Genomic DNA, 16,783 nt, shown 5'->3' with positions numbered 1-16,783 from the left:
GCATGAGCGAAACCGCCGCGATGCAGGCCGAACTGGACGCGCTGGTCCGCGAGCAGGCTGACCGCCGCGCGCTGCGCGAGCAGAAAGCCGAGGAAGTCAAGGCGCAGTCCCAGGAATACATGACAAAGCAGGCGCAGGCGGCCGAACGGTACGTCCAGCACCGGCGGGAGATGGGGAAGCGCAAGACCAAGTCCGGATGGAGCACGGACCGGCCGAGCACTGAGCCGCCCTCGGCGTTCGATTCCGACGAGTTCGGCAACGAGCCCGGTTCGGCGTCCCCGTTCGCGGTGACTCCGAACCAGCCCGCCCCGCGAAGCGAGGCTCCGCGTCGTCCGGCGCGCCGCCCGCGTCCGGTGGAAGACGACGAGGACGACGACGCCTTCCTCAACAACCGTTGGCGCGATTGAGGTTCTGACCCGGGAGGGGCTTCGCGGCCCCTCCCGCCGGTCAGGCTCGCACCAGCATCTTCCCGACGTTTTCTCCGCGCAGCATCCCGATGAACGCGTCCACGATGCTGGAAAACCCTTCTGTCACAGTCTCATTCACGAGCACCTGCCCGCTGCGGACGTGCGGGATCAGGAATTTCTCGAACTCCTCGCGCGCGTCGAGGTGATTGCGCACCAGAAACCCTTCGATGCGAAGGCTTTTCCCGACGACGTCGAACAGATTGTGCGGCGCGCTCGGCGGCGTGCGCAGGCTGTTGTACTGCGCGACTGAACCGCACCAAGCGACCCGGCCGCGTTCGCGCAGGACGTCGATCGCGGCGGCCAAGTGGTCCCCGCCGACGTTGTCGAAGTACACGTCGATCCCGTCCGGGGCTGCTTTCGCGAGCAGGTCGGCGACCGGACCGTCGTGGTAATTGAAGGCGGCGTCGAAACCGAGGTCACGGGTGAGGTGCTCGACCTTCGCCGCGGATCCCGCGCTGCCGACGATCCGACCCGCGCCGAGCAACCGGGCGATCTGCCCGGCCGCGCTCCCCACCGCACCGGCTGCCGCGGAAATGAAGACGTCGTCGCCGGGCCGCAGCTGCGCGATCCGGGTCAGGCCGACGTACGCGGTGAGCCCGGTCCCGCCGAGAATCCCGAGGTAGGCGCTCAGCGGAACGCCGTCCGCCGGGGTGATCGTGCGGACGTCGGCGGTGGTGAGGACGGCGTGGGTAGCCCAGCCGTGCCGGTGGAACACCGTTGTGCCGACCGGCAGCGTCGGCTCCTTCGACTCGACGACCTCGCCGATCGTGCGTCCCTCCAGACCCGCGCCGAGCTCCCATCCGCCCCATTCCATGAACTCGCGCATGTACGGATCGACGGACAGGTACCGGTTCTCCACGAGCACCTGGCCGTCCGCGAGGCGAGGCAGCGGCTGGGTGACGAACTCGAAGTCGGCGGCACTGGGCGCGCCCTCGGGACGGCGGACCTGGCGAACGGCGGTCAGTGACACGGGATCTCCTTCATGAATGGCTCTGACCAGCAATTTAGGCGCGTCGAAGCCGTGCGAGCAGACCTCCGCATCGATGGACCGCGCCAATCCATGAATCTCGCTCATGGCCACGGCTAAGCTGGCCGCATGGATGCTGTCGACCTCACGCCGGGCGAGTTGCGCCTGCTGCTCGCGGTGGAACGCACCGGCAGCTTCACCGCCGCGGCCGCCGAACTGAGTCTCACCCAGTCCGCGGTCTCGCACGCCGTCCGGACCTGCGAACGCAAGGTCGGCGCCATCCTCTTCGACCGCGGCCGAACGGGTGCCCGCCCGACCGCGGCCGGTGCCCGCGCCCTCGTGCACGCCAGGCTGATCCTGCGCCAACTCGACGTTCTCCGCGCCGAAGCCCGGGGCGCGGCAGCCGGAACCCTCACCGGACCGTTGCGCATCGCCGCTTTCCGCAGCGCGGCCGCACATCTCCTGCCCGCGGCGCTGGAACGCTTGACTGCCAAGCATTCCGGTCTGAACCCGCAGGTGCTGATCGTCCCCGAACTAGGCCGCGGCACCGCGGGCGAGGTCGCCGACGGACGTGCGGACGTCGCCATCGCCACCCTCGGCGAGGACGAAATCCCGCCGCCGGGCCTGGTCGCCGGAGAACTGTTCCGGGAGCCGTACTTCCTGGTGAACCCCGCCGCCCTGGCCGATTCGCGCGCTCTGCCGCTGCTCGACTGGCCGGAAAACTGCTCTTCTTACACGCGGTCCTGGTGGGCTCGGCAGGACTGGCTGCCTTCGGCGAAAATGGAGGTCGCCGACGACGGGGTAGTGCTTTCCATGGTGGCACAAGGGATTGGCATGGCAGTCCTGCCGAAGCTGACCCTCGCCGCCATCCCGCCGGGAGTCGCGGTCACCCCCATCGCCGACCCGCCTACCCGGCGAATCGGGTACGTGGCCACTTACGCCGGTGCCCAGTCCCTCGCGGTCCGCGAATTGGTACGCGAATTGCGGGCGGCGGCAGAGGTGCACGCAGTCAAGGAAAACGCGGTCTGATCCCTGACAAAGACCATCGTCCCCGGGAATTTGACAGTTCCGCGCGCCCGAACGGAGGTTGTGCCTCCCCGCGCGGCGGTCAGACTGGAGGCACGCGGGACTCGTGCCCGCGGCAATGGCCCGGAGCTGGTCATTGGTCGAGCCCATGCCGGTAAACCGCCTGTTCGGTGCGTGGTTGCTGCTCGTCGTTCGTTCGGCCTCCCCGGCCAGGCGGGAGCGAAGGAGGACGGATGAGATTCGACGGAAAGGCAGCCGCCGCGGCAGTGGCGGTCGTCGTGGGGGCGGTGCTGTCGCTGGCCGGGTCCGCGGCGCTGGCCACCAAGGCGAGCGCGCCCGCGTGTTCGCCGGGCACCGCGGTGACCACCGACGACGGCCCAGTGTGCGGGGTCGCGAACGCGGAGATCAAGTCGTGGCAAGGAATTCGCTACGCCGCGCCGCCGGTCGGCGAGTTGCGCTGGGCGGCGCCGCAGCGGCCCGCGCACTGGACCGAGCCGTTCGCCGCGACCGAGGAGGGCAGCGAGTGCCCGCAGCCGTCCGGAACCGGTCCGGGGTCGGCCAACGAGGATTGCCTCAACCTGACCGTTCGCGTACCGGCCGACGCGGGTCCCGGTCCGCTTCCGGTCATGGTGCAGATCCACGGCGGCGGATTCCTGTTGTGGAAGCCGACGGACGCGAGCCGTCTCGTGACCGCGGGGCACGTCATCAGCGTGGAGTTCAACTACCGGCTCGGGATTTTCGGCTTCCTGGCGCATGAATCGTTCGGCGCGCACGCGGGCAACTACGGACTTCAGGATCAGCAAGCCGCGCTCCGCTGGGTGCAACGCAACATCGCGAAGTTCGGCGGCGACCCGCACAACGTCACGATCTACGGTGATTCCGCGGGTGGTTCGAGCGTGTGTGCGCACACCGCTTCGCCGGCGTCGGCGGGGCTGTTCAAGCGCGGCATCAGCCAAAGCGGGGAGTACAACTCGCTGCTCGGAGTCGACATCATCTGGCAAACGCAGGACTGCAAAGCAAACCTGCCCACCGAGGAACAAGCGCAGCAAAAGGGCGCGCGATTCGCCACTGCACTGGGTTGTTCCACCGCCGCCTGCCTGCGTGCGTTGCCCGCAGCAGCGGTTCTCAAACAGGCCGACCACGGGAGAAACCCGGACAACGGCACGGTCGCACCGATCGTCGACGGCAAGACGCTGCCGATGTCGCCCGCCGAGGCTTTCGCTACCGGGTACGTCAATCACGTAAGCCTGATGCACGGCGTCGACCGCGACGAAACCCAACTGCCGTTCGCTGAAACCGCGGCCGATTACGACAAATTCATGGAGCAACAGTACGGAAAGCACGCCGACGAGGTCCGCAAGACCTATCCGCTGAAGCGTTACCCCGCGCCAGCCCCGTTCCTCGCCTACCGGACCGCCGTCGCCGACTCCAACTCGGTCTGCCCCGCACTGATCAACGACGCACGACTGTCGCAGCACATCCCGGTCTTCGCCTACCAGGTCGACGACACCGACATACCGCCGCAATTCTTCGTCGACCCCGCCAAACCGAACGGCGCCTACCACGTCGCCGAATGGCAGCTGATGTTCCCGGACGGCGTCCAGCTCACGCCCAACCAGCAGGCACTCGCCGATCAGCTTCTGACGCAGTGGTCCGGCTTCGCGCGCACCGGAAATCCCACTGTGGACGGCGCTCCGCAATGGGATCCGTACACAAAGGACAATCCTGTCGTGCTGGCGCTCAACGCCGCCGGAGACAGTCAGCTCACCACGGAAATCCCGCGCCAGCACCATTGTGCGGAACTCTGGGACCCGTTGACCCCCTTCCATCACTGACCAGCCTTGCACGATCGGGCGCTTTACCCGGTCTCCAGTGGCAGCCCTGCTCGCCGCCGACAACCCTGAGTCGCGTTACCGGACAACACTTCAAACAAGGAGCAGTTTCGTGAAGCGTGTACTCGGGGGCCTCGGACTGGGGCTGGCACTGGTCTTCCTGTCCACCGCGACGGCCCAAGCCGCACCCGGACAGGACAGCCCGGGATCGAGCCCGAGCGCCAACAGCGGCCTCGGCGGGGTCGGAGACCTGGTCGGCGGCCTGGCCGGAGGCGCGGGCACGCTCGGCTTCCTGCTGCCCTCGCCAAACGGATCCGGCGCCAACTTCGTCACCGGCCTGATGAACAACCCGGCGGGTGCGATCACCGGAACCCCGGACAGCATCCTGCCGTACGGCCTCCTCGACGGCGGCAAGCCGCAGCCGCTGCCCTCGAAGTGATCCGTGCCGGGTGCGCCGATCCGTTCGGCGCACCCGGTTCGCCAATTAGCTGACAAGACAAGAAAAAATACAGGCGAGATAGTAAGAAAACCGGACCGCGCCAACGTTTTTCGTAGCGGAAGCTGAGTGCTCCCTGCTCTGGCACGTAATTTCCCCGAACTCTGCTGACAGTGTGGATGGCGGCGACTACTGTAGGTGGTTCGTCGGGGGACGCGCTGTTAGCCAGGGCAGAGGGGGCGGCATGGGACAGCGGGCGACATTCAGATCGGTTTTCCGGGTCCGGGAGTTTCGCGCCCTGTGGGCCGCGGAGCTGTTCTCCAATGCCGGAGACCAGCTGGCGCGCGTCGCGTTGGCGATTCTTGTCTATCAGCGGACCGAATCGGCCGCGTTGACCGGTTTGACCTATGCGCTGACTTTCGTTCCGTCGCTCTTCGGCGGAGTGCTGCTCGCGGGTCTCGGCGACCGGTTCCCGCGCCGCACGGTGATGGTGGCCGCCGATGTGGCCCGCGCTGTGCTGGTCGGGCTGATGGCTTTGCCGGGCATGCCGTTGTGGCTGCTGTGCGTGCTGGTCGTCGCGACGACGCTGTTGCACGGTCCGTTCAAAGCGGCACAGCAAGCGCTGCTTCCGGACGTGCTCGAAGGCGAGAAGTACACGACCGGAATGGCGATCCGGAACATCACGATCCAGACCGCGCAATTGGCCGGTTTCGCCGGCGGCGGCGTCCTGGTCGCCGGGCTGAGCGCGCAGGGCGGCCTTGTGGTGGACGCGCTGACGTTCGTGGTTTCCGCGGCGTTCGTCCGGATGGGAGTGCGTCGACGGCCTGCCGCGCAAGGGGCTGAGCGCCGCCCTTTCGGTGCGTCGCTTCTCGACGGCGCAAGGGTGATCGTTCGAGATCCCGCGCTGATGGCGCTGCTGGCGTTGTGCTGGCTCGCCGGGTTTTACGTGGTGCCGGAAGCGCTCGCCGCGCCTTTCGCGAACAGCCTTGGCGCCAGCGCGGCGAGCGTCGGGCTTCTGATGGCCGCGGACCCGGTCGGGAGCATCGTCGGCGGCATCGCCTTCAGCCAGGTTCCCGAACCCGTTCAGATCCGGGTCATCGGAGTGCTCGGCATTCTCGCCGGAGTGCCGCTCGTCGCCGTGTTCGCGAATCCCGGCCTTGTCGTGTCGATGCTCCTGTTCGCACTGTCCGGTTTTTTCGCGACCGCCTACAACATCCAGGGCACCGCCTCGTTCGTCCGGCGGCTCCCGGATGCCCACCGGGCACAAGGATCGGGCGTGTTGTCAGCCGGGCTGACCACCGTTCAGGGGCTGGGCGCGCTCGCGTCGGGCGTCCTCGCCGACGCGATCGGCCCGGCCCACGCCATCGCGTTCGCGGGTCTGGCCGGAGCGCTCGTCGCGATTCCTATTGCTGTGGCGTGGCACCGGGCCCAACCGGCCCGGCCTGCTTTGGCGGGATGATGGCTACGTCTCGCGGTTGCGCACGTCAGCTTCTCCTTTCCCGCCGGGGGACATCGAATTGATTATGGCTGACATCAGCACGGAAGACAGAACGCCGCGGCGCATCCGCGGTGCAGCGTCCCTCCGGCAGTGGAAACTCTGGACTCAGCGACGCGGCCTGATCGCCTACTGCCTGGTGATCGAGACAGCCGCGGCGGGCACGACCGTGGCCGCAGTCCTCGCCGGACGGTTCTCCGGCGAGGACTTTCTCGTTTTCGGCCTGCTAGCCGGATTGGGTTTGCTGCAAGCCGAACTAGGCCGCAAAGTCGAGCGGCTGCGGCGGCTCATGTCGGGCACCCCGCACATCAACCTGACGTCGGTGTGGAGTTTCTCCGGCGTGCTTCTGCTGCCTCCGGCGCTCGTCACGGGGCTCGTCACGATCCTTTATCTGCACCTGGCGACCCGAAGTCTCTACCGGATCCGCCGCGTCCCGGCATTCCGCGTGGTATTCAACGCCGCCCTAGTAATCGTCACCTGCCAAGCCGCCGCCGCTGTCTTCTCCCAGACCGCCACCCCCAACCTCGACGACGCCCTGCACGCCGGCTGGACCGGTTTCGGCAGCCTCGCCCTCACCGCCGCCGCGTACTTCGTCATCGCAGCCCTCATCACCGTCCCCGGGCTCGACGCCTCGGATCGCTCACTGCGCACCCTTTTCGGCGGCTGGGGCGACAATCTCCTCGAAGCCGCCACCCTCTGCCTCGGCATCCTGACCGCGCTCGCCGTGACGACCATGGCCGAGCTGGCCCTCTGCGTCCTGCCTCCGCTGCTCGTCATCCACCGTGCGGTCCTCGTGAAACAACTGGAAATCGCCGCGACCACCGACGAGAAGACCGGTCTCTTCAATACCACCGGCTGGCACACCCTCGCCGCCCGTGAGCTCGACCGGGCGCAGCGGGCGGACTCCAGTTTCGGCGTGCTGATGGTGGACCTCGACCGGTTCAAACGGATCAACGACCAGCACGGGCACCTCAGCGGCGACGCCGTCCTGCGCGCCGTCGCCACCGCGATCACCGGCGCGGTGCGCGACTACGACTCGGTGGGCCGGTTCGGCGGCGAGGAGTTCGTGGTTCTGCTGACCGACACCCGTCGGCCAGCCGTCCGGGTCGTCGCCGAACGCGTCCGCGAAGCCATCGAGCGGCTCACCGTGGAGGTGCCCGACCTGAACGGCACGAAGACGATCGACGGGCTTTCGGCCTCGATCGGCATCGCGACCTACCCCGAGTCCGGGTCCGCCATCGATCGCCTCGTCCACGCGGCCGATCAGGCGCTCTACAACGCGAAGAACACCGGCCGCAACAAGGTCGTCAGCAGCGCCGACCTCGTCTGACCGGATTGCCTTCGCCGCGAAAATGACATACGGTTCCGCCACTGACACGTGATTCCGCAGAGGTGGCCGATGACCCCACGCGCACTGGCACTCGGGTGTGGCGGCACGCTCGGCTTCGCCTGGACCGCTGCCGCCCTCGCCGCGGTCGAGGAGCAGCTGGGCTGGGACGCGCGCGACGCCGACGTCCTGGTCGGCACGTCCGCGGGCGCGGAGATGGCGGCGTTGCTCGGCTCGGGCATCGGGGTCGGCGAGATCCTGGCCGCGCTGCGCGGGGAGCCTGCCGACGAGCGCGTGGTGCACCACCTCGCCCAGCATCCGGGCATGCTGCCGCCGTTGCCGACACCGGTTTGGCCTGGTCTCGGCCTCACCGCCGCAGCGTTGCGCGGTCGGGTCGACCTGCTGGCCGGGCTCGCCGGGGTGCTGCCGAGAGGACGTGGCGACGCCGGATGGCTGCGCGATCTCGGCACCGCGCTCGCCAACGCCGACGGCTGGGTCGATCATCCGCGGACCTGGCTCGTCGGAGCCGACATCCGCACGGGGGAGCGGGTCGCGTTCGGGAATTCGCACCGGACAGACCTCGGCACCGCCATAGCCGCGTCCTGGGCGATTCCCGGATGGTTCCCGCCGGTCGCCGTCATCGGCCGCAAGTACGTCGACGGCGGCACCGTCTCGCCGACGTCCGCCGACCTCGTCCTCCCGACCGGCGTCGAGGAGGTCGTGCTCATTCCGCCGATGTCCACCTCCGGCGGCGCACCCGGGCGCGGCTTCGCCCGGATCGAACGGCTCGCCCGGCACGCGATGACAAGACGCGTCGACGTCGAGGTCAAGCAACTCCGCGCCGCTGGTGTTCGGGTGCTCCGGATCGAACCGGGCCAGGCCGAACTGGACGTCATGGGCCCGAATTTCATGGACCTGCGCCGCCGCGCCGACGTGCTCCGCGCCTGCCGCACTCTGACCCCAGCGCGCGTCCGCGCCGCCATCGAGCAAGGAGCGACCCGATGACCTACCCCAAGATCGACCTCGACGGCGCGTCCGTCGCGATCACCGGCGGCGGTGCCGGGATCGGCCGTGCAGTGGCGAAGTTGTTCGCCGGCAAGGGCGCGCGCGTCGCGATCGGCGACCTCAACAAGGCGGCTGCCGAGGAAACTGCGGAGATGATCGGCGGCACCGCCCACCACCTCGACGTCGCCGACCGCGACTCGTTCGCGTCCTTCGTCGCCGCGGCCGAGAAAGCCCACGGACCGTTGCACGTGCTGGTGAACAACGCCGGTCTCATGCCGAACGGCGGGTTCCTCGAACTCTCCGACGCCACCGACCGGCTGCAGATCGACGTCAACCTCGGCGGCGTCCTCAACGGCCTGAAACTGGCGCTGCCGGGCATGGTCGAACGCGGTTTCGGCCACGTCGTCAACGTCGCGTCGCTGGCGGGCAAGTTCCCGGTCAAGGGGCTGGCCGTCTACAACGCCACCAAGTTCGCCGTCGTCGGGCTGAGCGCCGCGACGCGCCTGGAGTTCGCGGACGCGGGCGTCAGCATCACCGCCGTGCTGCCGTCGGCCGTCGACACCGCGCTCGCCTCGGGCCTGGACATGCGGCCGATTCCGAAGGTGCAGCCGGAAGACGTCGCCAGGGCGGTCGTCGATTCGGTGCGCAACCGCCGCGCCGAAATCGCCGTTCCCGGTTACGTCGGCGTGCTCGCCGCGGCCGCGGGAGTCACTCCCGAGCCGGTCCTCAACCGCATCCGGCGGCTGGTCCGCGACGATCGCGCGCTGCACTCGGACCGCCCGGAACGGACGGCGTACCGGGCGAATCTCGAGGCACAGCAAGGATCCCGGCGCTAGCCAGGCGACCAGGCGCAGCCAAGCCGCGGCGAGCAGCTGCGCGCTGACCCGCACCGCGGCCGACTGGCCCTCGGCGAGGAACGCTTCACGACGGCGTACGAAAGCGGCTGGCACCTGCCTGCTCCGACAGCGCTAACCCGGACCGATCCCGCACGGCTGCGCCGGAACGGTTCGTTTTCCGGATAGCCGGTGTTCGGTTATGCCGCTAGACCGTTCCAGCCGAGCCCTGCACGGTGGAGGCAACTACACGTACGCAGCTTGAAATTCAGCGGTGCTTTCGGGGAAGCGCTCCCCCCCTCGCGGCGTTGGCCCCCAGACGACAGGAGTACCCGCTGATGTCCGAAGCAACCGACCGGTCGCTGCGCCCCGGCGACCTGGCGATCCGGAGCGGAGCCGTGGGCGCCCTCGTACTGGTGCGGCTTCGCGGTGCCCTGGACCTTGCCACCGCCGACGATCTCGCCGAAGAACTCGACAGGCAGCTCCGGATCGGCCGCGACATAGTCCTGGACTGCACCGGCCTGGACTTCATGGCCGTGATCGGGATGTCGCTGATGATCGACGCGCACCACGCCGCCGTCGCCAGGCAACGAAGACTGATCGTGGTGACCGGTGGCAACCGCGCCGTGCTGCGCCCACTGCGCCTCACGCGGGTCGAGGAGATGCTCAACCTCGTCGCCACCATCGACGACGCCTGTGCCCAGCTGGGCGGTTTGATCCCCGACCCGCGCGGGTAACCGGGAGCTCATGTCGATTTCCGGGCAGGTGGTGTTCGAGAGCGACGACCTGGTCCGCACCGAAGAATTCCTCTGCAGTTCCTACGCCCCGATGCGCATCGGCAGCGGCGGCCGGGACGCTGGCGCCCGCATCACGCGCGTCGCGTCCGAGAGCGTCAGCGCCGACAAGCTCGAACTGCACTTCGACATGAGCTACGACGTCGAGCCGCTTGGCCGGATCTGCCTCTGCGACATCGAAGCCGGAACCATCGAAGACCACCAGGTCGCCGGGTGGCCCGAACCCGCCGCCTTCGCCCCCGGCGACCTCTTCGCCTTCGCCCCGCCGGACCGTCCGTACTCCGGCCGGATCTGCCGGGCGCGGTACAGCATCACCATGCTGGATCCCGCTGTCCTGACTCGTGTCGCCGGTGCCGAAAAGCCGGTGGAACTGCTCGACCACAACCCGGTTTCGGCTGCCAGTGCCCAGTATCTGCGCGCGGCCATCACTTACGTGCGGGATCAGGTCCTCTCGGCTCCGGACATCGCCGAGCACCCTTTGCTGCTCAGCACAGCCACCCAACACCTCGCCGCGGCCGTACTCGCGGCTTTTCCCACGACAGCTCTGGCCGAACGCGCTGGCACCGATCTCGATGCCCATCCCCAAGCCTTGCGCCGAGCTGTTGCGTTCATCGAAGCTCACCCGGACCGCGACATCACGGCCACCGAGCTTGCCCAGGCTGCCGGTGTCTCCGCGCGGGCTGTGCAGCTTGCCTTTCGCCGCCACCTGGACACCACGCCGATGGCTTACCTGCGGCGAGTCCGTCTCGACCATGCGCGGGCTGAGTTGCGTGCTGCTGCGCCTGGGGAGACGACTGTTACGCGGGTCGCGGCGCGGTGGGGGTACACGCGGCCTAGCGCTTTCACCGCGCACTATCGGGCTGCGTACGAGGAGCTTCCCTCACAGACCCTGCACGGCGAGTTTCTCTCCGCGGCCGCAGCGGATTCCTAGGCGTGTTCCGCAGCTGGGTCAGGGGTGGTAGATCTCCTTGACCTGAGCGATCTGGTCATCACCGCTCACCAGAATCTGGGCGAGAGCCGGAGTTCCGCCGGAGAGGGTGCGGCGCAACTGGTCGGCGTCGCAGCGGAAGGTCCCGAGCCCGTCCTCGCCGACGGTGGCCTGGTTGTCGTTCTGGCACAAGGTGGCCGCGCTCCACACGATGGCCCGCTCGGCCAACGGGAGCCGGTAAGTCTTGGTGTCACCCGCGACCGGCACGTACTCGCCCTGACCCTGGGCGCGGACGAGATGGAAGGTGGCCATGTTGACGCTGGCGTCGAAGCCGGTGAACTGCACGGTCTGGGTGGTGTTCGGGAACCGGCGCGGCTGCGGTGCCGACCCCTTGCCGCTGCCGGAAGGCCGGGTCTCGATCGTGTAATCGGTGCGGCCGTCCTTGCCGCAGACGGTGCCCTGAGGGTTGGCCTGATCGCCGGATCCGGCGCAAGTCCAGCGACCGAAGATGTCGAGCACGCGGTGGCCCGGGCCCTCGCCCTTGGTCGGGATCTCCTGGTAGTACTCGTTAATCACCTTGAAGGCGTCGTTGCAGCCCGGGTTGGTGCCGCTGGTCGCGGACACGGCGATCACGTCCATCTGCGGTCCGCCGGGCGGAGTGACCTGCTTGCCTTCCAGCTTGCTGCAGTTGACGTCACCGTTCTCTTCGGTGCTGCCTTTCGCGGTGCCCTTGGTGTTGTCGGACCCTCCGGACCCGCCGGTGGCAGCACCCTGCGACTGCTGGACGGCCGCGTTGTTCACCGGAGACCCGCCGTTCCCGCTGCAAGCGGAAAGAAGCGCCGTGGCGGCGATCGCCCCGCCGATCATCGCCATCTTGATCGTCTTCTTCGCGGTGAATCCCATGTCCGGCGTCCCCTTTTCGCGGCAGTTGGTGAAGCTGTGCCCGAGAAGACGCCACGTGACCGCGGAGGTTGTGCCCGGCGGACGCGACCGCACAACGCTGCCCGAAGAGACGGCCTCGTACGACCGGGAAGGCACGGCTCCGGCCGGTTGAGCAACCGGGCCGCCATCTGCTGAGCGCGGCGCGGTGATCTCGGGCGTTGCCTGGCAGCAAGCCTTCCCTCGCAGTCTGGACAGCGTCGACGTCTTTCGCTCTAGAAAGTTCGGTTGTGAAGTGCGAGTGCAGGACCGGTCAGGTGGCCGGGGCCGATCAGTGGAAGGGTTCCCCGTCGGTGACGTTCGCAGCAGTGGAAAACGCAGTACCCGCAAGGAAAACGCAGTACCCAGCAAGTGGAAAAAACCGGAAGGAAGGGGACGGGAGCATCATTGGAACGCCCGCGGCGGCCGGAAAGCGCCGCGCGGGTGCCGCAGTCCCATCGAGTTCGGAGGTGGTTCTCGGTCACGAATGAGCGATCCCCGCGCAAGCCGGCGGTATGCCGCACGCGGGTGCGAGAAGCCGGCGTTCGCGCCGGTTGACAATGGTGAAACCCAACCCTTGAGGACCCCGGGCGCCGTGCATGGCACCCGGGGTCTTTGCTGACGTGGAGGTGGAATGATCCCTGGCCAAGAAGGACCGGCCTCGCCCGGCGGGGCCGACAAGTTCGACGACGAGCACTACCCCGCCTACACCATGGGCCGGGCCGCCGACATGCTCGGCACCAGTCAAAGCTTCCTGCGCAGCCTCGACGAGGCAGGGTTGAGCAAGCCGCAACGTTCCGCCGGCGGACACCGCCGCTACACCCGGCACCAGCTGCGCCTGGCCACCCGGGTGCGGGAACTGGTGGACCAGGGCACCGCCGTGGCCGCCGCCTGCCGCATCATCACCCTCGAAGACCAGCTCCACGAAGCCCAGCGCCAAAACGCGGAACTCCGCGCAAAGGACTGAATCTCCCCGCGACTCGCTCGGCACGCGACCTCGATGTCGCGTGCCGTTCGTGCGTTTCCGCCCCGTGACGCTGCGCCCGTGGCCGGATCACCTGGGCAGCGAGGGTAACCGCCTGCCTCTCCGTACCGGCTTACCGCCCGCAACGGTGCCGTGGTGGGATATGTCGAGCTGGTGGAGAAACGGCGACTCAGGCATTTCCGCATGACCCTCGACCGCGCGCGACGACTTCGAAGCCATGCTCGCGCTGGTCAATGCAGAGTTCGAGCGGATTGGCGAGGCTGGATTACTGCTGTTGTTCTCCGTCAAGTTGAGCGAAAACGATGATGTTGTCGCGGTAGGAGCGCACGGCCCGGTCGAAGGAGCCGCCGCAGGTGATCAGCCGCAGTTCCGGTCCGGCGGTGCGGCCGTAGACCTCCTTGGTGGGGAAGCGGTCTTTGGACGCGTGGATGGTTCGGCGCACCACGAAAGTGAGCACGGAGCCGTCCGCGCGTTCGACGGTGACGCGGTCGCCCGGTGCGAGTTCGTGCAGCCGGTAGAAGATCCCGGGCTGGCTCGCGCCGTCGACATGACCGACGATCACCGCGGGCCCGGTCTGGCCGGGCGCCGGCCCCGGCTCGTACCAGCCGGCCTGCATCGGCGTGGTCACCGACGGGGTTTGCATGCGCTGGTTCGCGTCGAGGCCGAGCCTGATCAGCGACGAGTCGGCGGCCAGCTTCGGGAGGTGCACCGCGATCGGCACCACCCGGACCGTGGGGTTGTTGACCGCGACGACCGACCGGTTCGGCGGTGCGGCTGGCCGTGCGGCCGGAGCGGTGTGTGCCATCTCCGGCGCTGGCGTCTTGTCCGTGGCCAGGACGAATACCAGCCCCAAGGCCGTCGCGACCCCCACGGCCGCGGTGATCGCACCGAACGCACGACGGTGCCGAACCGGCCGTGGCGCGTGGCGCGGCCTCGGCCTGGTCAGCCATGCGCCCGAGTAGCGCCAGCCTGCCGCGGCTGCTCGCCTCAGGCCCTGGGTGACCAGCCAGATCAGCATCCAGGCGGAGCTGAAATAGAGGAGGTAGCGGAGCGCGGAATCGTCGGCCACGTCGAGTGCGCGTAGCACCAGGCAGGCCAGCGTGGCATCGAAGAGCGCGATGAGCAGACCGGACCGGCTCGACCAGTCCTCGTCCCGGCGCAGTCGCTGACCGGCGTGATAGAGCGTCTCCCAGCCGACCCCGCCGACGATCACGAGCGACGCGACCGCCACGGCATGGCTGGCATCGGCCGGCAGGAATGCGTCCGCCAGCAGGCTCCAGGACAGGCCGGCCAGCGCGAGCGGGCCGAGCCGGGTCTGGATGCGACCGGACTGTGCCGCGTCCTTATCCGCAGTCATGACCCACTCCAGTTGGTGAAACAGGGAGGAGTGGTGTGGTGTGGCCGGGGCATGGCCACACCACACCGTCCCCCTATCGGAAGTGACGACGACGCGCGGCTGCCGCCGTCACCATGAGGAGAGCGATCGCCAGAAGCGCCAGTCCGCCACCGGCGATCCCGCCGTCGACGCCCTGGTGATCGTCAGCGGTGCCGCCACCGCCGGCCTCGACCGCGCCGGCCGGCACCGGGAACCCGGCATCGAAATGCCCGGCCGTGGTCCCGGTGGCAGACGCGTCTGCCGAACCGCGGTACGCCGCGGTCCCGGCGGTGCCCGTCCACGAAGCGAGCCCGCGATCGCTGCCCATCGGGTAGCCGGCCGCGATGACCGCTCCATCGCCGGCGCCGGCAGTGCCGGAGCCGTCGGTCAGGCCGCCAGCCGGCTGCCCGGTCGTACCAGCGGTTCCGTCAGTGCTGCCATCGGCCGGGACGCCAGCGGTGTCGCCGGCGGTGGTGCCGTCAGTTCCGCCGGTGGTCCCGCCAGTCACGGTCCCGTCCGGAGTTCCGGCGGTGCCGGTGCCGCCGACGGTGGTGCCGTCGGTGCCACCGGTCGCGGTCCCACCCGGAGTGTCAACGGTTCCGGTGCCGTCCGGAGTACCGGCAGTGCCAGTGCCGCCAGGGGTACCAGCGGTTCCGGTGCTGCCCGGCAGACCCGGGAGGATGCCGCCCGGGAGCCCCGGCAGAAGCCCGCCCTGCACACCGGGCAGGCCGCCGTCCGGCGTGCCAACGGTGCCAGTGCCATCCGGGGTGCCGACGGTGCCGGTGCCGCCAGGGGTGCCGACGGTGCCGGTGCCGTCCGGAGTTCCGGTGGTGCCGGTGCCGCCGACGGTGGTGCCGTCAGTGCCACCGGTGGTTCCGCCGGTCACGGTTCCGCCGGCGGTGCCGGCGGTTCCTCCGGTGGAGCCGCTCGGGACGATGCCGCCCAGCAGACTCTGCAGGCCACCGCCCGGCAGACCCGGCAGGCCACCGCTCGCAGTGCCGCCAGGAGTGCCGACGGTGCCGGTGCCGCCAGGGGTGCCGACGGTGCCGCCAGGGGTACCGCCAGTCACGGTCCCGTCCGGAGTTCCGGCGGTTCCGGTTCCGCCGACGGTGGTGCCGTCAGTGCCGCCGGTGGTTCCGCCGGTCACGGTTCCGCCGGCGGTGCCGGCACCGTCGGTGGAGCCGCTCGGCACGATGCCGCCCAGCAGACTCTGCAGGCCACCGCCCGGCAGACTCGGCAGGCCCGGCAGGCCACCGCCGGTGGTCCCGCCGGTCGTGGTGCCACCGGTGGGTGCCGGAGCGGGTGCCGGAGCGGGCATCGGGCCGCTGTCGGGGGCGAGGTACGCAGTGCCGGTGGTGCTGGCCTGCTCGCCGTCCGCGGCGGTGCCGCTGATCGTGACCGGTGCCGAAGCGGTGCTCGCGGTCGGCGTGAGCGTCCCGCTGCACGTGGTGCTTTCACCCGCGGCCAACGTGCTGCCGCTGCACGTCATCGCACCACCGGTGGTAGTGCCGTTGACGTTGCTGATCGGGCTGGTCCCCGTGTTGGTCACCGGGACAGCCACCGTCGCCGGCTGGCCCGCGGCGACTGGCACCGCGCTCTCCGGCGATCCGGCGCTGGTGCCGTTGACCGTAGGCGTGCCCATGGTCAGATGGCACGAACACCCGGTGTCCCCGCTGGCACCAGCCGGTGCCGGAGCGGGAGCCGGAACATGCGTCGAGCCGCTGAGCGGGCACGAACACCCGTTGTCGCGGGTGGTGCCCACCGCGGTAGGCGTAGTCGAACTGGTGGTTGTCGCACCAGCCGTGTTGTCGCCGGTGCCGCTGGCGGACGTCGCCGCTATCGGCATGGACGTCGCCGACGGCACAGCCGCGGGCAAAGTCCTGGCGTTGCTCGTGGCTCCGCTGCGCGCGACGCCCCCGGTAATGGCCGAGGCAGCCGCGGTCACCGGGCTGGACGAGCCGGATTTCGTGGTCAGCGCGGAGCTGACTGGCGCGAGGACTCGCGCCACGGACGAGACTGGCGTGCTCGCCGATCCGCTGCCCGACGAAGTGGCCGAACTGCTCGAATCGGCGCCGTTCGTGGTGACCGATCCGGTAGGTGTCGACGCGGACGCCGAGGTCGTGCCGGTTGACGCCGACTTTTGCGGCTGCACGAGTCCCGACACCAGCGACGTCACGGAGTCCGACGGGCTGGTGCCCGCGGTGGTGACTGTCGCCTGGTCGCTTGGTCGCGAGGGCTCGGTGGTTTCCTCGGCTTGGGCCACGCCCACGCCTAGGAGCATCAAGCCACCTGCGAGCAACCCGGCCTGGAGAGACCGTTTTACCCAGGTATGCATGAGAAAACCTTTCCAAGGTCTGCTGGGATGATCGGTGATCTGTCAGCAGTGCTTTCGAAG

The 16,783-nt window shown here is 69.1% G+C and carries 16 protein-coding genes; 12 read left to right on the top strand and 4 right to left on the bottom strand.

The window, feature by feature from the left end:
• The first annotated feature begins 2 nt into the window (after nucleotides 1-2).
• On the top strand, nucleotides 3-407 hold the full coding sequence (locus tag AB5I40_RS24730) for a hypothetical protein (protein ID WP_354738868.1): 405 nt from the start codon (nucleotides 3-5) through the stop codon (nucleotides 405-407).
• Nucleotides 408-447: 40 nt separating this feature from the next.
• On the opposite strand, the gene AB5I40_RS24725 is transcribed toward AB5I40_RS24730, so the two are convergent.
• The gene (locus tag AB5I40_RS24725) at nucleotides 448-1,437 is read right to left on the bottom strand and encodes an NADP-dependent oxidoreductase (protein ID WP_370932435.1); all 990 of its coding nucleotides are present in this window, start codon (nucleotides 1,435-1,437) and stop codon (nucleotides 448-450) included.
• A gap of 126 nt (nucleotides 1,438-1,563) precedes the next feature.
• On the opposite strand from AB5I40_RS24725, the gene AB5I40_RS24720 reads away from it, so the two are divergent.
• The 9 genes from AB5I40_RS24720 (at nucleotide 1,564) to AB5I40_RS24680 (ending at nucleotide 11,113) form a co-directional block, all read left to right on the top strand.
• The gene (locus tag AB5I40_RS24720) at nucleotides 1,564-2,463 is read left to right on the top strand and encodes a LysR family transcriptional regulator (RefSeq protein WP_370932434.1); all 900 of its coding nucleotides are present in this window, start codon (nucleotides 1,564-1,566) and stop codon (nucleotides 2,461-2,463) included.
• A 230-nt stretch (nucleotides 2,464-2,693) separates the two neighbouring features.
• A complete protein-coding gene (locus AB5I40_RS24715) occupies nucleotides 2,694-4,295 on the top strand; it encodes a carboxylesterase/lipase family protein (RefSeq protein WP_370932433.1) in 1,602 nt (533 codons plus the stop codon).
• A gap of 109 nt (nucleotides 4,296-4,404) precedes the next feature.
• Entirely contained in the window at nucleotides 4,405-4,731 is a 327-nt protein-coding gene (locus AB5I40_RS24710; RefSeq protein ID WP_370932432.1) for a hypothetical protein, read from the top strand.
• Between the two features lie 241 nt (nucleotides 4,732-4,972).
• Nucleotides 4,973-6,187 (top strand): MFS transporter, encoded by a 1,215-nt coding sequence (locus AB5I40_RS24705; protein ID WP_370932431.1) that lies wholly within the window; start codon nucleotides 4,973-4,975, stop codon nucleotides 6,185-6,187.
• A 175-nt stretch (nucleotides 6,188-6,362) separates the two neighbouring features.
• A complete protein-coding gene (locus AB5I40_RS24700; RefSeq protein ID WP_370932430.1) occupies nucleotides 6,363-7,553 on the top strand; it encodes a GGDEF domain-containing protein in 1,191 nt (396 codons plus the stop codon).
• A gap of 69 nt (nucleotides 7,554-7,622) precedes the next feature.
• Entirely contained in the window at nucleotides 7,623-8,555 is a 933-nt protein-coding gene (locus AB5I40_RS24695) for a patatin-like phospholipase family protein (protein ID WP_370932429.1), read from the top strand.
• On the top strand, nucleotides 8,552-9,391 hold the full coding sequence (locus tag AB5I40_RS24690; RefSeq protein WP_370932428.1) for an SDR family oxidoreductase: 840 nt from the start codon (nucleotides 8,552-8,554) through the stop codon (nucleotides 9,389-9,391). Before AB5I40_RS24695 ends, AB5I40_RS24690 begins: the two co-directional genes overlap by 4 nt.
• A gap of 335 nt (nucleotides 9,392-9,726) precedes the next feature.
• Nucleotides 9,727-10,125: an STAS domain-containing protein gene (locus AB5I40_RS24685; protein WP_370932427.1), complete on the top strand. Its 399-nt coding sequence runs from the start codon at nucleotides 9,727-9,729 to the stop codon at nucleotides 10,123-10,125.
• Nucleotides 10,126-10,135: 10 nt separating this feature from the next.
• A complete protein-coding gene (locus AB5I40_RS24680) occupies nucleotides 10,136-11,113 on the top strand; it encodes a helix-turn-helix transcriptional regulator (protein ID WP_370932426.1) in 978 nt (325 codons plus the stop codon).
• An 18-nt stretch (nucleotides 11,114-11,131) separates the two neighbouring features.
• Here AB5I40_RS24680 and AB5I40_RS24675 read toward each other — a convergent pair whose 3' ends face one another.
• Nucleotides 11,132-12,013, bottom strand: coding sequence for a hypothetical protein (locus AB5I40_RS24675; protein WP_370932425.1), 882 nt, complete (start codon nucleotides 12,011-12,013; stop codon nucleotides 11,132-11,134).
• 649 nt (nucleotides 12,014-12,662) lie between these two features.
• Between AB5I40_RS24675 and AB5I40_RS24670 the strand changes: the two genes are divergently transcribed.
• Nucleotides 12,663-12,995 carry a MerR family transcriptional regulator gene (locus AB5I40_RS24670; protein WP_370932424.1) on the top strand — a complete coding sequence of 111 codons (333 nt, stop codon included), beginning with the start codon at nucleotides 12,663-12,665 and terminating at the stop codon, nucleotides 12,993-12,995.
• Between the two features lie 283 nt (nucleotides 12,996-13,278).
• Here AB5I40_RS24670 and AB5I40_RS24665 read toward each other — a convergent pair whose 3' ends face one another.
• Together AB5I40_RS24665 and AB5I40_RS24660 are read right to left on the bottom strand one after the other, a co-directional pair.
• Nucleotides 13,279-14,370, bottom strand: a complete 1,092-nt coding sequence (locus AB5I40_RS24665; protein WP_370932423.1) for a class F sortase — start codon at nucleotides 14,368-14,370, stop codon at nucleotides 13,279-13,281.
• 73 nt (nucleotides 14,371-14,443) lie between these two features.
• Nucleotides 14,444-15,706, bottom strand: coding sequence for a hypothetical protein (locus AB5I40_RS24660; protein ID WP_370932422.1), 1,263 nt, complete (start codon nucleotides 15,704-15,706; stop codon nucleotides 14,444-14,446).
• Between AB5I40_RS24660 and AB5I40_RS24655 the strand changes: the two genes are divergently transcribed.
• Complete coding sequence (locus tag AB5I40_RS24655) at nucleotides 15,675-16,754, top strand: hypothetical protein (RefSeq protein WP_370932421.1); 1,080 nt, start codon at nucleotides 15,675-15,677, stop codon at nucleotides 16,752-16,754. The two genes, AB5I40_RS24660 and AB5I40_RS24655, sit on opposite strands and share 32 nt — an antisense overlap.
• Nucleotides 16,755-16,783: the final 29 nt, after the last annotated feature.

It is taken from the genome of Amycolatopsis sp. cg13 (assembly GCF_041346965.1).
Lineage (GTDB): Bacteria > Actinomycetota > Actinomycetes > Mycobacteriales > Pseudonocardiaceae > Amycolatopsis.
This window is presented reverse-complemented; position numbering and strand designations above follow the sequence as displayed.